The sequence below is a fragment of the Cupriavidus sp. F041 genome, assembly GCF_057814235.1.
The window spans coordinates 3,413,307-3,432,710 of record NZ_JBVASY010000002.1 but is presented as its reverse complement, the minus strand read 5'-3'; the positions used below and the strand labels follow the sequence as shown (position 1 = coordinate 3,432,710).

General features: G+C 65.5%; 15 protein-coding genes. 8 read left to right on the top strand and 7 right to left on the bottom strand.

What is annotated here, in order from left to right; genetic code table 11:
* Positions 1-238: 238 nt before the first annotated feature.
* The 4 genes from clpS (at position 239) to ACZY0R_RS33150 (ending at position 4,890) form a co-directional block, all read left to right on the top strand.
* The gene (gene clpS / locus ACZY0R_RS33165; protein WP_006157525.1) at positions 239-565 is read left to right on the top strand and encodes an ATP-dependent Clp protease adapter ClpS; all 327 of its coding nucleotides are present in this window, start codon (positions 239-241) and stop codon (positions 563-565) included.
* Entirely contained in the window at positions 562-2,856 is a 2,295-nt protein-coding gene (gene clpA / locus ACZY0R_RS33160) for an ATP-dependent Clp protease ATP-binding subunit ClpA (protein ID WP_488864457.1), read from the top strand. The genes clpS and clpA overlap by 4 nt, the downstream gene beginning before the upstream one ends.
* 150 nt (positions 2,857-3,006) lie before the next feature.
* Positions 3,007-4,020 (top strand): Bug family tripartite tricarboxylate transporter substrate binding protein, encoded by a 1,014-nt coding sequence (locus ACZY0R_RS33155; RefSeq protein ID WP_045237629.1) that lies wholly within the window; start codon positions 3,007-3,009, stop codon positions 4,018-4,020.
* Between the two features lie 27 nt (positions 4,021-4,047).
* The gene (locus ACZY0R_RS33150; protein WP_488864454.1) at positions 4,048-4,890 is read left to right on the top strand and encodes a VOC family protein; all 843 of its coding nucleotides are present in this window, start codon (positions 4,048-4,050) and stop codon (positions 4,888-4,890) included.
* Between the two features lie 20 nt (positions 4,891-4,910).
* Here ACZY0R_RS33150 and dut read toward each other — a convergent pair whose 3' ends face one another.
* The 6 genes from dut to ACZY0R_RS33120 form a co-directional block, all read right to left on the bottom strand.
* Positions 4,911-5,411 carry a dUTP diphosphatase gene (dut, locus tag ACZY0R_RS33145; RefSeq protein WP_035867378.1) on the bottom strand — a complete coding sequence of 167 codons (501 nt, stop codon included), beginning with the start codon at positions 5,409-5,411 and terminating at the stop codon, positions 4,911-4,913.
* Between the two features lie 55 nt (positions 5,412-5,466).
* The gene (locus tag ACZY0R_RS33140) at positions 5,467-6,489 is read right to left on the bottom strand and encodes an LLM class flavin-dependent oxidoreductase (protein WP_488864452.1); all 1,023 of its coding nucleotides are present in this window, start codon (positions 6,487-6,489) and stop codon (positions 5,467-5,469) included.
* Between the two features lie 49 nt (positions 6,490-6,538).
* Complete coding sequence (coaBC, locus tag ACZY0R_RS33135) at positions 6,539-7,735, bottom strand: bifunctional phosphopantothenoylcysteine decarboxylase/phosphopantothenate--cysteine ligase CoaBC (RefSeq protein WP_488864450.1); 1,197 nt, start codon at positions 7,733-7,735, stop codon at positions 6,539-6,541.
* A 241-nt stretch (positions 7,736-7,976) separates the two neighbouring features.
* Positions 7,977-8,507, bottom strand: coding sequence for a signal peptidase II (gene lspA / locus ACZY0R_RS33130; RefSeq protein ID WP_488864448.1), 531 nt, complete (start codon positions 8,505-8,507; stop codon positions 7,977-7,979).
* On the bottom strand, positions 8,507-11,386 hold the full coding sequence (gene ileS, locus ACZY0R_RS33125) for an isoleucine--tRNA ligase (RefSeq protein ID WP_488864446.1): 2,880 nt from the start codon (positions 11,384-11,386) through the stop codon (positions 8,507-8,509). Before ileS ends, lspA begins: the two co-directional genes overlap by 1 nt.
* Positions 11,387-11,531: 145 nt before the next feature.
* Positions 11,532-12,539 (bottom strand): bifunctional riboflavin kinase/FAD synthetase, encoded by a 1,008-nt coding sequence (locus tag ACZY0R_RS33120; protein WP_035867367.1) that lies wholly within the window; start codon positions 12,537-12,539, stop codon positions 11,532-11,534.
* Between the two features lie 148 nt (positions 12,540-12,687).
* On the opposite strand from ACZY0R_RS33120, the gene ACZY0R_RS33115 reads away from it, so the two are divergent.
* Entirely contained in the window at positions 12,688-14,517 is a 1,830-nt protein-coding gene (locus ACZY0R_RS33115; protein ID WP_488864444.1) for a hybrid sensor histidine kinase/response regulator, read from the top strand.
* Positions 14,518-14,566: 49 nt separating this feature from the next.
* Here ACZY0R_RS33115 and ACZY0R_RS33110 read toward each other — a convergent pair whose 3' ends face one another.
* Positions 14,567-15,226, bottom strand: coding sequence for a response regulator (locus tag ACZY0R_RS33110; RefSeq protein ID WP_035867362.1), 660 nt, complete (start codon positions 15,224-15,226; stop codon positions 14,567-14,569).
* 241 nt (positions 15,227-15,467) lie between these two features.
* Between ACZY0R_RS33110 and purN the strand changes: the two genes are divergently transcribed.
* From purN to ACZY0R_RS33095, 3 genes are all read left to right on the top strand, one after another.
* Entirely contained in the window at positions 15,468-16,124 is a 657-nt protein-coding gene (gene purN / locus ACZY0R_RS33105) for a phosphoribosylglycinamide formyltransferase (RefSeq protein ID WP_488864441.1), read from the top strand.
* Positions 16,121-17,521 (top strand): RsmB/NOP family class I SAM-dependent RNA methyltransferase, encoded by a 1,401-nt coding sequence (locus ACZY0R_RS33100; RefSeq protein ID WP_488864439.1) that lies wholly within the window; start codon positions 16,121-16,123, stop codon positions 17,519-17,521. The genes purN and ACZY0R_RS33100 overlap by 4 nt, the downstream gene beginning before the upstream one ends.
* Positions 17,522-17,709: 188 nt before the next feature.
* Entirely contained in the window at positions 17,710-19,113 is a 1,404-nt protein-coding gene (locus ACZY0R_RS33095; protein ID WP_488864437.1) for a mechanosensitive ion channel family protein, read from the top strand.
* Positions 19,114-19,404: the final 291 nt, after the last annotated feature.

The window sequence follows — 19,404 nt, the reverse complement described above, 5'->3', positions numbered from 1 at the left end:
TCAAACCTGCGCACTGTCAAGTTGGCAGATTCCCCACTCCCGGTAGGGTGTGGCGGGAAAGGAACGGCTGTAGATGGTATTTTGGAGGGGAGGGCTGCACAGCAACTGCGTCTAGCCCAAGAGGTGAACCCGGATGCCTTCGGCATCTCCGGAATTTGGACGGCCGCTGCATCGGCCTCTTGAATCCGGCGTCTTTTCCCCAAATTGCAGAGTTGTGCGTAAGGGTTAGAATAAAGCCATGGCTACACGGCTGGCAAATGTCCCACAACGCGAAGCAGGCACCGTACTGGAGCGGAAAGAGCAGGCGCTCAAACCGCCCGCCATGTACAAGGTGTTGCTGCTGAATGACGACTTCACCCCGATGGAGTTCGTCGTGATGATCCTGCAGCAGTATTTCAGCAGGGACCGGGAGACGGCGACGCAGATCATGCTCACCGTCCACCGGGAAGGTAAGGGGGTCTGCGGTATCTATACCAGGGATATTGCGGCGACGAAGGTCGAGCTGGTGTCAACCCACGCACGGCAGGCGGGTCATCCGTTGCAATGCGTGATGGAGGAAGCATGATTGCGCAAGAATTGGAAGTCAGCCTGCACATGGCGTTTGTTGAAGCCCGGCAGGCACGCCACGAGTTCATTACCGTGGAGCACCTGCTACTGGCGTTGCTTGACAACCCCACGGCAGCGGAAGTCTTGCGCGCCTGCGCAGCCAATATTGAGGATTTGCGCACCAGTCTGAAGAACTTCATCGCGGACAACACGCCCGTGGTGCCTGGCACCGATGAGGTGGATACCCAGCCTACGCTGGGCTTCCAGCGCGTCATCCAGCGCGCCATCATGCATGTCCAGTCCACTTCCAACGGCAAGAAGGAAGTGACCGGGGCGAATGTCCTGGTGGCGATCTTTGGCGAGAAGGACTCGCACGCGGTGTACTACCTCCAGCAGCAGGGCGTGACCCGGCTGGATGTGGTCAATTTCATCAGCCACGGCATCCGCAAGGACCAGGCCGAGCCCGCCAAGCATGGCGACGGCACGGCCGAGGGTGAAGGCGGCGATGGCAAGGAAAGCCCGCTGGAGCAGTTCACCCAGAACCTGAACACGCTGGCCAAGGCCGGCAAGATCGATCCGCTGATCGGCCGCGAGAGCGAAGTCGAGCGGGTGGTCCAGGTGCTGTGCCGCCGGCGCAAGAACAATCCGTTGCTGGTGGGCGAGGCCGGAGTCGGCAAGACCGCGATCGCGGAAGGGCTGGCCTGGCGCATCACCAAGAACGAAGTGCCCGACATCCTGGAAAAGGCGGTCGTGTACTCGCTCGACATGGGCGCCCTGCTGGCCGGCACCAAGTACCGGGGCGATTTCGAGCAGCGCCTGAAGGGCGTGCTCAAGTCGCTCAAGGACAATCCGAACGCGATCCTGTTTATCGACGAGATCCACACGCTGATCGGCGCGGGCGCCGCTTCGGGCGGGACGCTGGACGCCAGCAACCTGCTCAAGCCGGCACTGTCGTCGGGCCAGCTCAAGTGCATCGGCGCCACCACCTTCACCGAATATCGCGGCATCTTCGAAAAAGACGCGGCCCTGTCGCGCCGTTTCCAGAAGATCGACGTGGTGGAGCCGTCGGTGGACCAGACCGTGCAGATTCTGCGCGGCCTGAAGTCGCGCTTCGAGGAGCACCATGGCGTCAAGTACGCGGCGGCGGCACTGACCGCGGCGGCCGAACTGTCGGCGCGCTTCATCACCGACCGCCACCTGCCGGACAAGGCCATCGATGTCATCGACGAGGCTGGCGCCGCCCAGCGCATCCTGCCCAAGTCCAAGCAGAAGAAGACCATCGGCAAGGGCGAGATCGAGGATATCGTCTCGCGCATCGCCCGCATCCCGCCGCAGAGCGTCAACCAGGACGACCGCAGCAAGCTGCAGACCCTGGACCGCGACCTGAAGTCCGTGGTGTTCGGCCAGGACCCGGCCATCGAGGCGCTGGCTTCGGCCATCAAGATGTCGCGCGCCGGCCTGGGCAAGACCGACAAGCCAATCGGCTCCTTCCTGTTCTCCGGCCCGACCGGGGTGGGCAAGACCGAAGTCGCCAAGCAGCTTGCCTTCATCATGGGCATCGAGTTGCTGCGCTTCGACATGTCCGAATACATGGAACGCCATGCGGTGAGCCGGCTGATCGGCGCGCCGCCGGGATATGTCGGCTTCGACCAGGGCGGCCTGCTGACCGAGGCCGTTACCAAGAAGCCGCACTGTGTGCTGCTGCTGGATGAAATCGAGAAGGCGCATCCGGATATCTTCAATATCCTGCTGCAGGTGATGGACCATGGCGCGCTGACCGATAACAACGGCCGCCGCGCTGACTTCCGCAACGTGATCATCATCATGACCACCAATGCGGGAGCGGAAACCATGAACCGCGCCACCATCGGCTTCACGTCCTCGCGCGAGCAGGGCGACGAGATGGCCGACATCAAGCGGATGTTCACGCCGGAGTTCCGTAACCGGCTCGACGCGATGATCAGCTTCCGCTCGCTCGATGAGGAAATCATCCTGCGCGTGGTCGACAAGTTCCTGATGCAGCTCGAGGAGCAACTCCACGAGAAGAAGGTGGAAGCCAGCTTCAGCGAGCATCTGCGCAAGTTCCTGGCCAAGAAGGGCTTCGACCCGCTGATGGGCGCGCGGCCGATGCAACGCCTGATCCAGGACCTGATCCGCAAGGCGCTGGCCGACGAACTGCTGTTCGGCAAGCTGGTATCCGGTGGCAGGGTGGTGGTGGATCTCGACGAGCAGGACCAGATCAAGCTGGACTTTGCCGAGGCTGCCGCGGAACCGCCGGAATCGCCGGAAAACGAGAAGGCGGAAGCCTAGGGCGAAGCGCGGAGGGTGGGCAGAGCGGACCTTGCCTGCAATTCGTGCTATCCTCGGGCAAAATACAGGGCGGCAGCGATGCCGCCCTTTTGTTTTGGCCGGGTGCGGTTGCCGCCGCAGCTGTGTTCCCGCCATTCGCCTGAGTACCCGATGTCCCGATCCGAATGCTCGCGGCTGCGCCGCCTGCTGCTCAAATCGTTGCCGCTTGGCGCGATGCCCCTGATTCCCGTGCCCGGCATGGCTGCCCTGGGTGGCGATGCCACAGCCGCCGGTTCCAGTCGTCCCATTGCCATGGTGCTGCCGTTCCCGCCAGGGGGCAGCGTCGACATCGTGGCGCGCCAGTTGCAGCCCGGCCTCAAGAGCGGGCTTGGCCAGACGGTGGTGATCGACAACAAGCCCGGCGCGGGAGGCCTGATCGCGTCGAGCACGGTGGCGCGTGCCCGGCCGGACGGCAGCACCTTGTTGATGGCGTTCGACACGCACGCCATCAACCCGTTTGCCTACAAGAACCTGCCGTACGACACCTTCCGCGACTTCACGCCGATCACGCAACTGGTCCGCTTCCCGCTGGTGATCGCGGCCAACCCCTCGTTGCCCGCTTCCAATGTGAAGGAACTGGTCGCCATGGCGCGGCAGAAGCCGGAGAGCATTCACTACGCTTCGTCCGGCATCGGCAGCCTGAACCAGCTTGCCGCCGAGGCGCTGGCGACCGAGGCCGGCGTGCGCTTTCTCCATGTTCCATACAAAGGTGGCGGCCCGGCGGTGCAGGCCGTGCTGTCGAATGAAGTCGACGTATTTTTCTCCAGCTATGCGGCGGTACAGGCGCATGTGGCAGCCAAGACGGTCAAGCTGCTTGGCGTGACCGGTACTACCCGCCTGCGCCAGTTCCCGCAGTTGCCCACCGTGGCCGAGCAGGGATATCGGGGCTTCGAGGCCTATTCCTGGATCGGGGTGTTTGGCCCGGCCGGATTGCCGGAGCCGACCGTGGCGCGCTTGCACGATGCCCTGGTCCGATCCTTGCGGCAGCAGCGCGTGGTCGATGCGCTGGCCATGCAGGGATTCGAAATCGTGGGCGGCTCGCCTGCCGAGCTGGCCAGCCTGGTACGGCACGAGCACGATAAATGGCAGGCGGTGGCGCGCAAGGCCAATATCCAGTTCGATTGAAGTGTGAAGCGAGAGGTAGAGGTAGCGATGACGATGGAACTGCTAGACCACGCCGTGATGGTGTGTCCCGACCTTGACGCTTCGGCGCAAGCCTGGCGCGGGTTTGGCTTCACGCTGACGCCCCGCGGTTATCACACGCTCGGCTCGCAGAACCATTGCGTGATGCTGGCGCGCGACTATCTCGAGTTGCTGCACGTCACCGCACCCAGCCCGACGCGGCAGTATTACTGGGATGCGCAGGAAGCCGGGGGTGGCTGTGCCGCGCTGTCCTGCAAGAGCAGCGATACCTTCACCGCCGCGGCGCAGTTGCGCGCCGATGGCTGGCACACGTCGGACCCGATCGAGTTCTCGCGGCCGGTGCGTCTGGACGATGGCACCGAGCATCCCGCCACCTTCCGCGTCGCGGCGATCGACGATGCGCCCGGCGCGCGCTTTTTTATCTGCGAGCACCGTACGCCGGAGCTGCTGTGGCGGCCAGAGTGGACCACGCATGCCAACGGCGCGACCGGCATCGCCGCGATGTTCCTGGTGGTGGCGCCGTCCCTGGTCGAGGCGGCTGGCCGCGCCTATGCCGAACTCACCGGCGGCGAGATGACGCAGTTGAGCGATCACATCTGCAGCCTGGCGCTGGATGTCGCCACGCTGGTGGTGACCACGCCGCAGGCGCTGGCCGCCGCCACCGGCACCGAACATGTGCGCCGCGCCGTGCCTGGTTATGCAGCCATCCGGCTGCGTACCAGCGATCTGGCCGCGGCCCGTCAGGGCTGGCGCGCCGCGCGCGTGGGCGCACTCGATCTTGGTCCCGACGAAAGCCTTATCCCCGCCTCCGTTGCCGGCGGCGTGGCGCTGCTGTTCGAGCAGGCGCGCTGAGCGCGCCCCCCGGACCTGGCTCAGGCGCCGTTCTTGGCGTGGTGCACACCGGTGGAGCCAAAACCGCCCGCGCCACGCACGGTGTCTTCCGAAAAATCTTCCACGGTCTTGAAGACGGGCCGCAGCACCGGCACAAACATCATCTGCGCGATACGCTCGCCCGGCTGGATCACGATGGGCTCGGTGCCGGGCGCGTTGCGGTTCCACACGCTCACCATGATCGGGCCCTGGTAGTCGGCGTCAATCACGCCGATCGAATTGCCCAGCACCAGTCCTTTCTTGTGGCCGAGACCCGAGCGCGGGGCGATGGTGGCCGCCATATAGGGATTGGCCATGTGCACGGCGATGCCGGCCGGCACCAGTTGGGCCGGTGTGCCGGGTTCGATGACGAGTGCCGCGTCCAGGCAGGCGTGCAGGTCGATCGCTGCCGCCATATCGCTCTGGTAAGCCGGCAGGCCCCATTCGTGCAGGCGTGCGTCGAGCACCTTGATTTCGACGGTGGGGTTGGCTTCGATGGTCATGGCTGGTCAGTCCCGGAAAACTAAAAACGTTGGCAACCCGAGATGATAGCCGAGCTTAGCCGCCCGACAGGTCAAACGCCTGTGCCAGCAGCTCATAGGTGCGCAGCCGCGCAGCATAGCTGGCGGTCACGCTCAGCACGACCAGTTCATCGGCGAGGAAGCGCTCGCGCAGGTCCAGCATGCGCTGCGCGATCTGCTCCGGAGTGCCGCAAATGGTGCGCGGACGCTCGCGTTCCACGATCAGGCGATCGCGTTCGGTGGGCTCGTGCTGGGCGGCCTGCGCCAGCGAGGGGATCGGGGCGTTGACGCCGTAGGCCATCTGCAGCCGGCGCAGGTCCACGGCGCGCTCCAGTTCCGCCGCTTCGGCCTCGCTGTCCGCGCAGATCACGAAGATCGCCGCCGCGCTATAGGGCCGCTCGTCGTAGCCCGCCTCGAAATCGCGGCGGTACTGCTGAGCGACGGCATGGCCGACATGCGGATTGATAAAGTGGGCAAAGGCAAAGCGCAGTCCCAGGCGTGCCGCCAGGGCGCCGCCGTAGTCACTGGAGCCCAGCACCCACAGCTCGGGCCGGGTATCGATCTCGGGCTGCAGCACCACGCCTTCGGCGATATGGCCCGGCGGTACCTCGCCACGGAAGAGCCAGGAGAGGTCCTGTACCTGCTCGGCGAACTGGTCGCCGCGGTTGTACTGGCCCATCGCCACCGCCTGTGCGGTACGCATGTCGCCGCCCGGCGCGCGTCCCACGCCAAGATCGATGCGGCCCGGGAACAAGCCCTCCAGCATGCGGAACTGCTCCGCCACCTTGAAGGGGCTGTAATAGGGCAGCATCACGCCGCCCGAGCCGAGGCGGATACGCTGCGTGACGCTGCCCAGGCGCGCCAGCATGACTTCCGGCGCCGGGTTGCACACACCGCGCAGGCCGTGATGCTCGGCACACCAATAGCGGGTGTAGCCCAGCGCATCGGCGGCCTGAGCCAGCTCCACGGTGGCGGCCAGGGCGTCGCGCGCGGTATGGCCGGCAATGACCGGGCTCTGGTCGAGCACGGAGAGGCGCAGTTTGGGTTTGCTTGCGGACATGTTCAGGGGTTCGGGCGGGGTGGCGTTCGGAGGCAGAGCAAGCGCGGGCTCAACGGGGTGCGGGCAGGCGCCGGGCGATAGCCGCCACCAGGTCGCGCGCCAGCGTCAGCTTGTCGGCGCGCGGCAGGCGGGTCATGCCGTGGGCATCGAACAGCACGATCTCGTTGTCGTCCATGCCGAAGGTGTGATGGCCGATATTGCCCACCAGCAAGGGCACGTTTTTGCGCTGGCGCTTCTGTTCGCCGTATTGCTCGAGCTTTTCGCTCTCGGCGGCAAAGCCCACGCAGTAGGGCGCATCGGGCCGCGCCGCCACGGTGGCGAGGATGTCGGGGTTCTGCACAAAGCGCAGCGTCGGTGTGTCGCTGTCGTTGGCCTTCTTCAATTTCTGGCCGGCGACTTCGGCCGGGCGCCAGTCCGCTACCGCGGCTACCGCGACAAACACGTCGGCGCCGGGCAAGCCCGCCAGCACCGCGTCATGCATCTGCTGCGCGCTCTCCACATTGGTGCGGGCAACCCCGCGCGGCGTGGGCTGGGCCGTCGGGCCGGCCACCAGGATCACGTCGGCGCCGGCCTCGCGGGCCGCGCGCGCGATGGCAAAACCCATCTTGCCCGAGGAACGGTTGGTGATGCCACGCACCGGGTCGATGGCTTCGAAGGTAGGGCCTGCCGTGATCACCACGCGGCGCCCGGCCAGCGGCTTGGGTTGGAAGAACGCAATGATGTCGTCGAGCAGTTCCGACGGCTCCAGCATGCGGCCATCGCCGACTTCGCCGCAAGCCTGGTCGCCGCTGCCGGGGCCCAGTACCGTTACGCCATCCGCGCGCAGTTGCGCGGCGTTGCGCTGGGTGGCGGGGGCCGACCACATCTGCAGGTTCATGGCGGGAGCCACCAGCAGCGGACAGTCGCGGGCAATGCACAGGGTGGTCAGCAGGTCATCGCACAGGCCGTGCGCCAGCTTCGCCAGGAAATCGGTGGAGGCGGGCGCAACCACGATGGCATCGGCTTCGCGGGAGAGATCGATGTGGGCCATATTGTTGCCGACGCGCGCATCCCATTGGGAGGTGAAGACAGGCCGCCCGGAGAGTGCCTGCATGGTCACAGGCGTGATGAACTGGGTGGCGCCCTTGGTCATGACCACTTGCACGGTCGCGCCGGCCTTGGTCAGCAGGCGGACCAATTCGGCCGACTTATAACAGGCGATGCCGCCGGTCAGGCCAAGGACGAGATGCTTGCCTCGCAGATCCATGGATGTGCTCTTCGCTTGAGGGTTGTGGTCCGGGTGCCGCGGCAGGCGGCAGCGTTTGCTACCCCCCGCGCCGGAGAAACATCAATAATACCGGCTTGCCCGCGCGCGCGTTGGCGGCGCTGCCGCCGTGCCTCGCGCGTCGCAATCATGCCGATTTGGCAGCACCATGGAAAACGCCCGCATGACGCGGGCGCAGTTGGAACGTTTTGCACCCAGGAGCGCGGTGCAGGTGACTGCCGCTTCAGTGCTTCCGGACCCGCCGCAACTCGTCCACGATCAGCAGCACCGCACCCACCGTGATGGCGCAGTCGGCCACGTTGAACGCGGGCCAGTGGTAGTTGCGCATATGGAAGTCGAGAAAGTCGACGACATGGCCGTACACCACCCGGTCCAGCACATTGCCAATGGCGCCGCCGAGGATCAGCGAGATGGCGAAGCAGAACAAACGCTGCCCGGTATGGCGGTACAGCATCCAGATGATGAACAGGCCCACCGCCACGCCCAGGCCGGTAAAGAACCAGCGTTGCCAGCCGCCGGCGTCGGCCAGGAAGCTGAAGGCGGCGCCCTTGTTATAGACCAGCACCAGGTTGAAGAAGCTGGTCACGGGGCGCGATTCGCCGTAGGCGAAGGTCCTGACGATGACGATCTTGAAGAACTGGTCCAGCACGATCACCAGCAGGGCGAACGCCATCCACAGCAGCGGCGTGGTGTTGCTGCCCTTGCTGCTGGCGCGCTTGGTGCCGCGCGCGGAGCGCGTGGTGGTGGTGGCCATCAGGCATGGCTCCTGTGTTCACCGGCGCCGAACAGGTTGCTGTCGCAGCGGCCGCAGAGGGTGGGGTGGGCCGGATCGCGGCCGACATCGGCACGGTAGTGCCAGCAGCGCTCGCACTTGGCGTGCACCGACGGCGTCACCGTGACCAGCAGGTCGCCGCCTTCCGGCGCCGGCGCTACCTTGGCGGCGGAGGTCAGCAGCACGAAGCGCAGGTCGTCCTCCAGGCTCTGCAGCGCGGCCAGCACCGGGCCGCCGGCCTGGATGGTGACTTCGGCCTGGAGCGAGGAGCCGATCTCGCCGTCAACGCGCACCGCTTCCAGTTGCTTGGTGACTTCGGCGCGGGCTTCGCGGATCACGTGCCACTTCTGCAGCAGGTCGTCGGCCTGGTCGATCTCCGGCACGTCGTAGTAGGTGCTGGTGAAGATGGTGTCGGTGTGCTCGGTGCCATGGCCGAAGATCTGCCACGCTTCTTCGGCGGTAAAGGTCAGGAACGGCGCCATCCAGTGCAGCATGGCCTGGGTGATGTGGTACACGGCATTCTGCGCGGCGCGGCGCTCCTTGGAATTGGGCGCGGTCGTGTAGAGCCGGTCCTTCAGCACGTCGAGGTAGAAGCCGCCGAGGTCTTCCGAGCAGAACGTCTGCAGCTTGGCGACCACCGGGTGGAACTCGTAGCCGTCGTAGTGCGACAGGACTTCCTTTTGCAGGCGCCCGGTCAGCGCGACCGCATAGCGGTCGATCTCCAGCCATTCCGATGCCGGCAGCGCGTGCTGCGCGTGATCGTAGTCGGCCAGGTTGGCCAGCAGGAAGCGCAGCGTATTGCGGATGCGGCGATAGCCTTCCACCACGCGCTTCAGGATTTCGTCGGAGATCGACAGCTCGCCCGAATAGTCGGTCGAGGCCACCCACAGGCGGATGATCTCGGCGCCCATCTTGTTCGACACGTCCTGCGGCGACACGGTATTGCCGACCGACTTGGACATCTTGCGGCCTTCGCCGTCCACCGTGAAGCCGTGCGTCAGCAGCGCCTTGTAGGGCGGCTTGCCGTACAGCATCGAAGCGGTCAGCAGCGACGAATGGAACCAGCCGCGGTGCTGGTCCGAACCTTCCAGGTACAGATCCGCCAGGCGGCCGTCGGGCAGGTCGGCCGACGGGTCGTACAGGTCTTCGCGATGCGAGCCGCGGATCACGCTCCAGTGCGTGGTGCCGGAGTCGAACCAGACGTCGAGCGTGTCGCGGTTCTTTTCATACAGCGCGGCTTCCTCGCCGAGCAGTTCCCTGGGATCGAGCGCCTGCCAGGCTTCGATGCCGTGCAGTTCCACGCGCCTGGCGATTTCCTCAAGCAACTCCGGCGTGCGCGGGTGCAGCGCGCCGGTTTCCTTGTGCAGGAAGAAGGCCATCGGCACGCCCCACTGGCGCTGGCGCGACAGGGTCCAGTCGGGCCGGTTGGCGATCATGTTATGCAGGCGCTGCTTGCCCCAGGCCGGGTAGAACTCCGTCGCCTCGATGCCGGCCAGCGCGGTTTCGCGCAAGGTGGCGCCGTTGTCGACAGGGTCAACGTCCATGCCCGCGAACCATTGCGAGGTGGCGCGGTAGATGATCGGCGTCTTGTGACGCCAGCAGTGCATATAGCTGTGGGTGTACTTGTGCGAGTTGAACAGGTTGCCCGATGCCTTCAGCACTTCGACGATCTTGGGATTGGCGTCCCAGATCTTCTGGCCGCCGAACAGCGGCAGCGTGCTGGCATAGACGCCATCGCCCATCACCGGGCTGATGATGTCGTGGTCGCGCATGCCGTGCGCCTTGCATGACTGGAAATCCTCCACGCCATAGGCCGGCGCCGAGTGCACGATGCCGGTCCCGGTATCGGTAGTGACGTAGTCGCCCAGGTAGACCGGCGACAGGCGGTCATAGCCCGCGTCCATCTTGGACAGCGGGTGGTGGAAGCGGATCTCCGACAGCGCCGCGCCAGAGGTGGTGGCCAGCACCTTGCCTTCCAGTTCATAGACCTTGAGCTGTTCCTCGACGCGCTCGGTGGCCAGCAGCAGGAAGCCGCGCGCGGTGTCGACCAGCGCGTATTCGACTTCCGGGTGCACATTAAGCGCCTGGTTGGACGGGATGGTCCACGGCGTGGTGGTCCAGATCACGATCCAGCCGGGTTTGGCGGCGAGTTGCTCCAGCGGCACCTTGAAGGCGTGAGCCAGCTTGTCGGTGTCGGCGAAGGGGAAGCCCACGTCGATGGAGAGATCGGTCTTGTCCTTGTACTCGACCTCGGCCTCGGCCAGCGCCGAGCCGCAGTCGAAGCACCAGTTCACCGGCTTCAGGCCGCGGAACACATAGCCCTTCGCCATGATCTTGCCCAGCGCGCGCAGCTCGTCGGCTTCGTTGCTGTAGTTCATGGTCATGTAGGGATGTTCCCAGTCGCCCAGCACGCCCAGGCGCTCGAAGTCCAGCTTCTGGCGGGCGATCTGTTCGGTGGCGTAGGAGCGGGCGCGCGATTGCACCTCCTGCACCGGCAGGCCTTTGCCGAACTGCTTTTCGATCTGGATCTCGATCGGCATGCCATGGCAGTCCCAGCCCGGCACATAGACGGCGTCCAGGCCGCTCAGGCCGCGTGCCTTGACGATCATGTCCTTGAGGATCTTGTTGACCGCGTGCCCGATGTGGATGTCGCCGTTGGCGTACGGGGGGCCATCGTGCAGGATGAACTTCTTGGCGCCCTTGCGAGCCGCCCGGATCTTCTTGTACAGCTGCTTGTCCTGCCATTGCTTGACCCACAGCGGCTCGCGCTTGGGCAGGTCGCCGCGCATCGGGAAGGGAGTTTCCAGCAGGTTGACCGGATACTTGCTTTTTTCGGGCTTGGCGCGTTTGTCGTTGGACATGTCGATTCTCGGGGCAATTCGGTTGGCGCGCGGCACTAGCTCGGCTGGGCGCGGCGCGCGGTATGGCGTGGACGGGCTGCGGCGGAGCCGCGGGCTGGTTCGGGTTGGGGTAGCGACCCGGGTCCCGCCTCGCGGGAACGGGGCGCTAGCTAATTCGGTCGGTGGCGGAGGTGGCGAAGTCGCGGCCGCCCGCAGCCGGGGGCGTGCCCTCGGGCGAGCCCGGCACGGTCAGGCCGAAGAAGGCGCGAGCGTCCGCGCTGTCCTTGGCAATGGCCGCGGTCAGTTCATCCAGGCTGTCGAAGCGGGCTTCATCGCGGAGCTTCTTCATGAATTCGACCCGCACCAGCTTGCCGTAGATGCTTTGATTGAAGTCGAACAGGTGGACTTCCAGCAGCACCCGGCCGGCATCCTCGATGGTAGGCCGCACGCCGATGCTGGCCACGCCCGGCAACGCGTGCTCGGCCAGCCCGTGCACCTGTACCACGAAGATGCCGTTGACAGCCGGCCGCTTGTGGGAGATGCGCAGGTTGATGGTGGGAAAGCCCAGGTCGCGCCCGAGCTTGCGGCCATGGACCACATGGCCGCTGATGGCATAGCCATGGCCGAGCAGACGGCGCGCGTGTTCGAGGTCGCCCTCGGTCAGTGCCTGCCGTACCGCGGAGCTGGAGATGCGCACGCCGCCTTCGGACACCGAGCCCATCTGTTCCACATCGAAGCCGAATTGGCGCCCGGCCTGCTGCAGGTAGGCAAAGTCGCCAGCGCGCCTGGCGCCGAAGCGGAAGTCGTCGCCGACCAGCAGCCAGCGCGTGTGCAGGCCGTGCCAGAGCACGTTCTCGACGAAGGCCTGGGGAGATTGCGCGGCGAAATGCGCGTTGAAATGCTCGACGACCACGCGATCGACGCCGTTGCGGCGCAGGCTTTCGAGCTTGTCGCGCAGCAGTGCGATGCGCGTGGGGGCCTTGTCAGGCGTGAAGAATTCACGCGGATGCGGCTCGAACGTCATCACACACAGCGGCAGGCCGCGTGCGTCCGCCGCCGCGCGCGCGCGCGCAAGCAGCGACTGGTGGCCGCGGTGCACACCGTCGAAATTGCCGATGGTGAGGGCGCAGGGCGCCCGGCTCTCGGCATTGGGCAGGCCACGGAAGACTTTCACGAGGACGGCAGCAAGCGTTTGGGTAAAGCGAGCATTATAAGGCGAATGGGGGACAAGTTTGGCCTGGCCGTACCACGGTGGGCGCCGAGGTTGGCGTTTTTGTGCACGGATAGACCCTTTGGCGTGGCGCCATGCCACAAAAGACGGCATGATACGGCGGATCGCACTCGCTGCCCCCAGCCCTCCTTTGAACGCGCTGCTTAACCGAATCCTGCCGCCGCCAGGGCCTCCGCTCGATACCGAAACGCGGGCCAAGCTGCTGGCGACCATCCATCGCGTCTCCCCTACCGCCATCGTTGCCTCGCTGGTGCTCCCGGCGCTGACCGCGATCGCCTTCTGGTCCGCCGCCGACCACAGCGCCCTGATCGGCTGGTGCGGCGTCATGCTGGTGCTGACCGCCGCCACCAGCTGGTTCTATTTTGGCTATCTGCGCGATGGCACCACCATGAGCCGCTCGGCGCACACGCGCAAATGGTGGGCCAATATGCGCGCCATGGCCTTCCTGACCGGCCTGACCTGGGGCAGCTCGGCGCTGCTGCATCTGTATACCGGCTCTACCGTGTTCTCCAGCGTGCTGTACCTGCTGGCGCTCGGGGTGCTCGCGGGCGGTGTCACCGCGCAGTCTCCGGTTCCGTCCAACCTGGTCTATGCCGGCGTACCGATCCTGGTGCCCAATATCCTGCTGGCCGAGTACGCATTTCCCGGTCATGGCACCTATGTGCAATTGCTGCTGGTGGTCTACGCCATCATGCTTACGCGCCACGCCCTGAACCTGCAGCGCACGCTGGTGCGGGCCATCCAGCTGGAAAGCGAAAGCCGGCGGCTGGCCAAGCAGTTCCAGGAAGAGAAGGAGAGGGCGCTGCATGCCAGCGAGGAGAAATCGCGCTTCCTGGCCGCCGCCAGCCATGACCTGCGCCAGCCGGTGCACGCGCTGGTGATGCTGGTGGAGGCGCTGCGCGCCCGCAACAAGTCCTCCTCGCTCCATCCGCTGGTGGAGCAGGTGGCCGCCGGCACCCAGACCATCGACCTGCTGTTCCGCTCGCTGCTGGACCTGTCCAAGCTCGAAGGCCGGAAGGTGCTGCCGACGCTGGAGCCGTGCGAACTCAGTCACCTGATCAGCGAAGTGATGAGCCAGTTCGCCGCCGACGCGAGAGAGAGTGGCCTGACCCTGACCCCGCGCGTGCCCGAAGAGCTGTACGCGATGGCCGAGCCGGTGCTGTTGCGCCGCGCCTTGTTCAATCTCGTGCAGAACGCCCTGCGTTATACGCGGCGCGGCGGCGTGCTGGTAACGGCGCGGGAGCGCCGCAAGCATATCCGCGTGGAAGTCTGGGACACCGGGGCCGGGATCACGCCCGAGCACCTGCCGGACATCTTCTCGCCGTACTACCAGGTGCATAACCCGCAGCGCGATCCGTCCCAGGGCCTGGGACTCGGCCTGGCGATTTTCAAGGAATGCGTGCGCCTGATGCGCGGCACCTACGGCGTGCGCTCCGTGCCCGGACGGGGCTCGGTATTCTGGTTCTCGCTGGCGCCGGTCCCGGCCGAGACAGTGGCCACCATCCGTGCAGTGCGGGCAACGGCGCTGGCCGAGGATGCCAAGCCCGATCACTTGCGCGGCACTGTGCTGGTGGTCGACGACGACACCCAGATCCGCAAGGCATGGATTGCGCTGATGGAAGCCTGGGGCATCCAGGTTGCCTGCGCGGCGCATGGCGCGGATGCGGACCGGCTGTTTCACCAGGGGCTCAAGCCGGACATCATCTTCTGCGACTTGCGCCTGCCCGGCAGCGAGAACGGCCTGGACTTGCTGGAGCGCTGGCAGAACACACAGCCGCAGGCACGTAGCGCCCTATTGTCGGGCGACCTGAAATCCGCCGCGCTGGCGGCGGCCGAGGAGGCTGGCTACTTTGTGTTGCCCAAGCCCGTCGACCCGGCAGCGTTGCGGCTGCTGCTCAGGCGCTGGCTGCACGCGGCCTGACAGGCCCATTGCGGAGTCTTCAATTGGTGGCCGGCGCCGGCGGTGCCCGCTACTGGCGCAGGCGGAAGCGCTCCATGCGCGACATGACCTGCATCCGAGTGCGTACGCCGAGGCGCTGCAGGATCGCCGAGACGTGTTCCTTGACGGTGTTCTCCGTCAGGCCGAGACGCCGTGCGATGACCTTGTTGGGCAGCCCTTCCAGTACCAGCGCCAGCACCGAGCCCTGGCGCGGAGTCAGTCCCAGTTCCGCCGGCGTGACCGGAATGCCGTGCGCCGGTCCGAAGGACTGGGCACGGCCGTTGAGCGCTTCGTCGGAGGGGAAGGATGTGTCGCCTGCCAGCACCTTGCGCACGGCGGCTGTGAATGCGTTGGCATCGAGATGCTTGCCGACGAACCCGCAGGCGGCAAGCGCCCGCGCGCGGCCTACGATCTCGGGCGTGGCCTCGGCCGACATGAAAATAAAGCGGGCGGAAGGGACCAGCGTCTTGAGCGCCTGCATGGCGTCGAAGCCGGTACCGTCGGTCAGCCAGATATCCAGCAGCACGATGTCAGGCCTGAGCCCTTGCTGCAAGGCACTGAGCGCCTCCTTGGCGCTACCGGCGGCATGGACGGCGACGTCCGGCATCACCTCCGCCAGGAAGGCGGTAGTGCCGGACAAGGCCATAGGATGATCATCGACCACCAACAAGGTCGGTGCAGCGTTCGACATGCGATTTCCCGTCTAATTTCCCAGTTCGTCCTTGTTGTCACTTAAAGCCGAGCTAACGGTCTGCGCGTGGACGATAGCAGCCACTCTAGCAGAGCGGGCGAGGCGTCACAATCCGTCGGAGGGGTACCTACGTTGCGTATAGGTCATGCGAAACGGCGCTGCGATGAGGGTTTCACGTGTTTTAAGCGCCTAATGCGCTCGCTTTAGCCGTGTACGGCCCCTGGCTTGGTAGAATTGCGCGATGAAAAATATCGTTATCCTGATTTCCGGGCGAGGCTCCAATATGGAAGCCATCGTCAGCGCCTGCGCCGCCGAAGGCTGGCCAGCGCGCGTAGCGGCGGTCCTGTCGAACCGGCCGGACGCCGAAGGCCTGAAATTTGCCGCTGAGCACGGCGTGGCCACCGGTGTGGTGGATCACACGCAATATGCCGATCGCGCCACTTTTGATGCGGCGCTGGCCACGGCCATCGACGCATTCGCGCCGGACCTGGTGGTGCTGGCCGGCTTCATGCGCATCCTGACGCCGGGCTTTGTCGACAAGTACGCCGGGCGCATGCTGAATATCCACCCCTCGCTGCTGCCAGGCTTTCCGGGGCTGCATACGCACCGGCAGGCCATCGAGGCGGGTGTCAAGGTCCACGGTGCCAGCGTGCATTTCGTCACGCCGGAGCTCGATCACGGTCCCGTCATCGTCCAGGCCGCGCTCGACGTGCTGCCGGACGATACGCCCGAGAGCCTGGCCGCGCGCCTGTTGCCAAGCGAGCACGTGATCTACCCGCGCGCGGTGCGCTGGTTTGTCGAAGGCCGGCTGCGCGTGCATGCCGGCGCAGTCCGGGTCGAACCACCCGAATCCCAGTTATTTACGGCCTTTGCTGCCGCTACGGAGGTGCAGTCATGAGCCGGAATACCGCAGGGGCGCGCCAGCCCGTTCGCAACAAGCACAAGGGTACCCCGATCCGCCAGGCCGCCCGGCCGCGCGACGCGGGCGACAGCCATGCTCCGCAGCAGGGCCGCGGGCCGCATGGCGGCCTGCACGCCGTTCATATCCAGCACATTGACCGGCTGCTGGGCAAGGTGCTGATGTTCACGCGCCCCTCCGACGTGGTGGTGAGCTACTACTTCCGCGAAAATCCCAAGCTTGGCCATCGCGAACGCGGCATCATCGCCGAAGCCGTATTTGCCGTATTGCGCCGGCGTGTCGAGTTTTCGCAGTTCGCTGCCAGCGGCACGGGCGCCTCGCAGCGCCGCCTGGCCCTGCTGGGCCTGGCCGCCACGCTGGGCCGGGATGCGCTGACGCCGTTCCTGCTGCCGGAAGAGGGCGAATGGCTCGATCGCCTGACGACAATCGAACGTGCCAGCCTCGCGCCGCGCGTGCGCGCCAACCTGCCTGAGTGGCTGTTCGATCAGTTGGCCGCCCGCCACGACGAAGCCTTTGTCGAAGCACTGGGCGACGCGTGGCTGCGGCCCGCGCCGCTGGACCTGCGCGCCAACCTGGTCAAGACCACCCAGGAAGCCGCGCTGGCCGAACTGACCGCCGCTGGCCTGAAGGCCGAGCCGACGCCGCTGGCCCCCGCCGGCATCCGCCTGGCCGGCAAGCCGGCGCTCAACCAGTTGCCGCTGTTCGTCAACGGCCTGGTCGAAGTACAGGACGAAGGCAGCCAGCTTCTGTGCAACCTGGTTGCGCCCAAGCGCGGCGAAATGGTGGTGGATTTCTGCGCGGGTGCCGGTGGCAAGACGCTGGCGCTGGGGGCGCAGATGCGCTCCACCGGGCGCCTGTATGCGTTCGATGTGTCCGAGAAGCGCCTGGCCAACCTCAAGCCGCGCCTGGCGCGCAGCGGACTGTCGAACGTGCATCCGGTACTGATCGACTCCGAGCATGACGCCAAGATCAAGCGTCTGGCCGGCAAGATCGACCGCGTGCTGGTGGATGCGCCCTGCAGCGGCCTGGGTACGCTGCGGCGCAACCCGGACTTGAAATGGCGCCAGTCGCCGCAATCGGTGCTGGAACTGACCGCCAAGCAAGCGGCCATCCTCGAATCCGCGGCGCGTCTGGTCAAGGTGGGCGGCCGGGTGGTTTATGCGACCTGCAGCGTGCTGGAAGCCGAGAATGAAGGCATCGTGCGCGGTTTCCTGGCCGCGCATCCCGCCTTCCGCCTGGTCCCTGCCGCACAGGTGCTGGCCGAGCAGAAGATCACGGTGCCCGGTTTGCCGGAAGATGCCGAGATGCTGGCGCTCTACCCGCATCTGCACCAGACCGATGGCTTCTTCGCCGCGGTGCTGGAACGCGTCAGCTAACGTCTGAACCGCCGCCAGGGCCCGGCTTGGGACTGGCGGCTCCAATGCCGAGGACCGCCCGGTCCCGGCTGCATTTCCGGCGCGGGACCGGCCACAAGTGTCCGGCCCGCCGCTTGCGGTCCGTTATCGGGTGTTTGCCGGGGCCGTTCGCTTGTCGCTCGGCGCGTGCCGCCCAGTTATTCCAGAGCATGAATCCCAATCCCCTCAACGAACTCAACGCCTCGCATCCGGCCTTTGGCAAGATGCTCAATGACCTGATCCGCGATGCGGGCGGCCCCGGTTTTATCTGGCAACTGGTGGTACTCGCCGCTTGCCTCGCGTTGGCATGGCCGCTGGCAAGGCTGGTCGTCAAGCGAGTCGAAGCCGGCTACGCCGGATCCAGCTTCGCGCTGCGCTTTGCCGCAGCCAGCCTGGAACGCGCCATGTTCCCACTGTTCGGTTGGCTGCTGGTGATGGGCGCGCGCTACGGGCTGGAACTGGTCATGTCGACCAGCGTGCTGCGCCTCGCGCTGGTGCCGCTCTTTGGCATCACTTTCCTGTATTTCGCCTTCTATATACTGCGCCGCGTGCTCTCCGGCAGTGGCCAGTTGCACGGCATGCTGCTGCTGGTGGAGAAGGTACTGACTACGCTGGTTTGGGCGGCAATGGCGCTATATGTGCTGGGATTGCTGTCTGATGTCGTGAACTGGATGGAATCCGTGCGCTTTTCGCTCGGCGGAAAGCAGAAGATCAACCTGGCCGACACCCTGGTGGCAGCCGTATGGATCTTGCTCACCGTGCTGGTGGCCATGTGGTTTGGTTCGTGGCTGGAAGAGCGCCTGATGCGCTCGGGCGGCCTGGACAGCAACCTGAAAGTGGTTCTTACCAGACTTTCCAAGGCATTGTTGCTGCTGGTCTCGCTCTTGCTGAGCTTGTCGCTGGTGGGCATCGATCTCACGGTACTGTCCGTATTCGGCGGCGCGCTGGGTGTGGGTCTGGGCCTGGGCTTGCAAAAAATCGCCAGCAACTATATTTCGGGCTTCATCATCCTGCTTGACCACTCGGTCAAGCTGGGCGACCAGATCACCGTGGACAAGTACACCGGCATCGTCTCGCAGATTCGCACGCGCTACACGGTGGTCCGCAATGGAGACGGCGAAACCCTGGTGCCCAACGAGCAACTGGTCGCGCAGGCCGTGCAGAACCACTCGTTCTCCAATACCAATGTGCGTGTTGCAACGCGTGTTCAGGCCGATTACGCGGCCGATCCCGAAAAGGTGCTGGCCTTGCTGGTCGAGGCGGCCCAAGACATCCCGCGTCTATTGGTTGAGCCCGCGCCGTCGGCTTTTCTGGTGCTGTTCGGAGACAATGGCATCGAATACGAGCTTGCTGGCTACATCGCCGACCCCCAGAACGGGAAGCTCGGCGTGCAATCGGCGCTGAACCGGGCCATATGGAGGAAATTCCGGGAACATGGCATCTCGATCCCGTATCCGCAGCGGGAAGTGCGGGTGCTGGGCAGAGCGGACGCCGGTGGACGGGGGGAGACTGATGACGTGGATCATGAGGCGCTACTTGCGCCGCTGGATGGCACCGCGGGCAGCAAATTCTGACTTTTCGCGCGGCGCTTGGGCCACCTTGTGGAACGATCCATGTTGCTTAACGTCAAAATCGGGGTAAAAGCGGATGTCCGCTCGATCCGGGTGCGGTAGAATCTAAGGTAGTTGCGGGTTCGTCCGGAATCGGATTTTGTCCGGGTGAGTTTATCGACCTCCCGCCCCCACCAGACAGCCGCCAGATTGCAGCGGCTCGTGTCCAGTCCCGCCGGCAGGCAGCAGTTGCCCAAGGCGCCAGACGCGCATGCCTGGGGGCTCCGGCGATTGCCGGGGTTTCAGGCAGGCGCC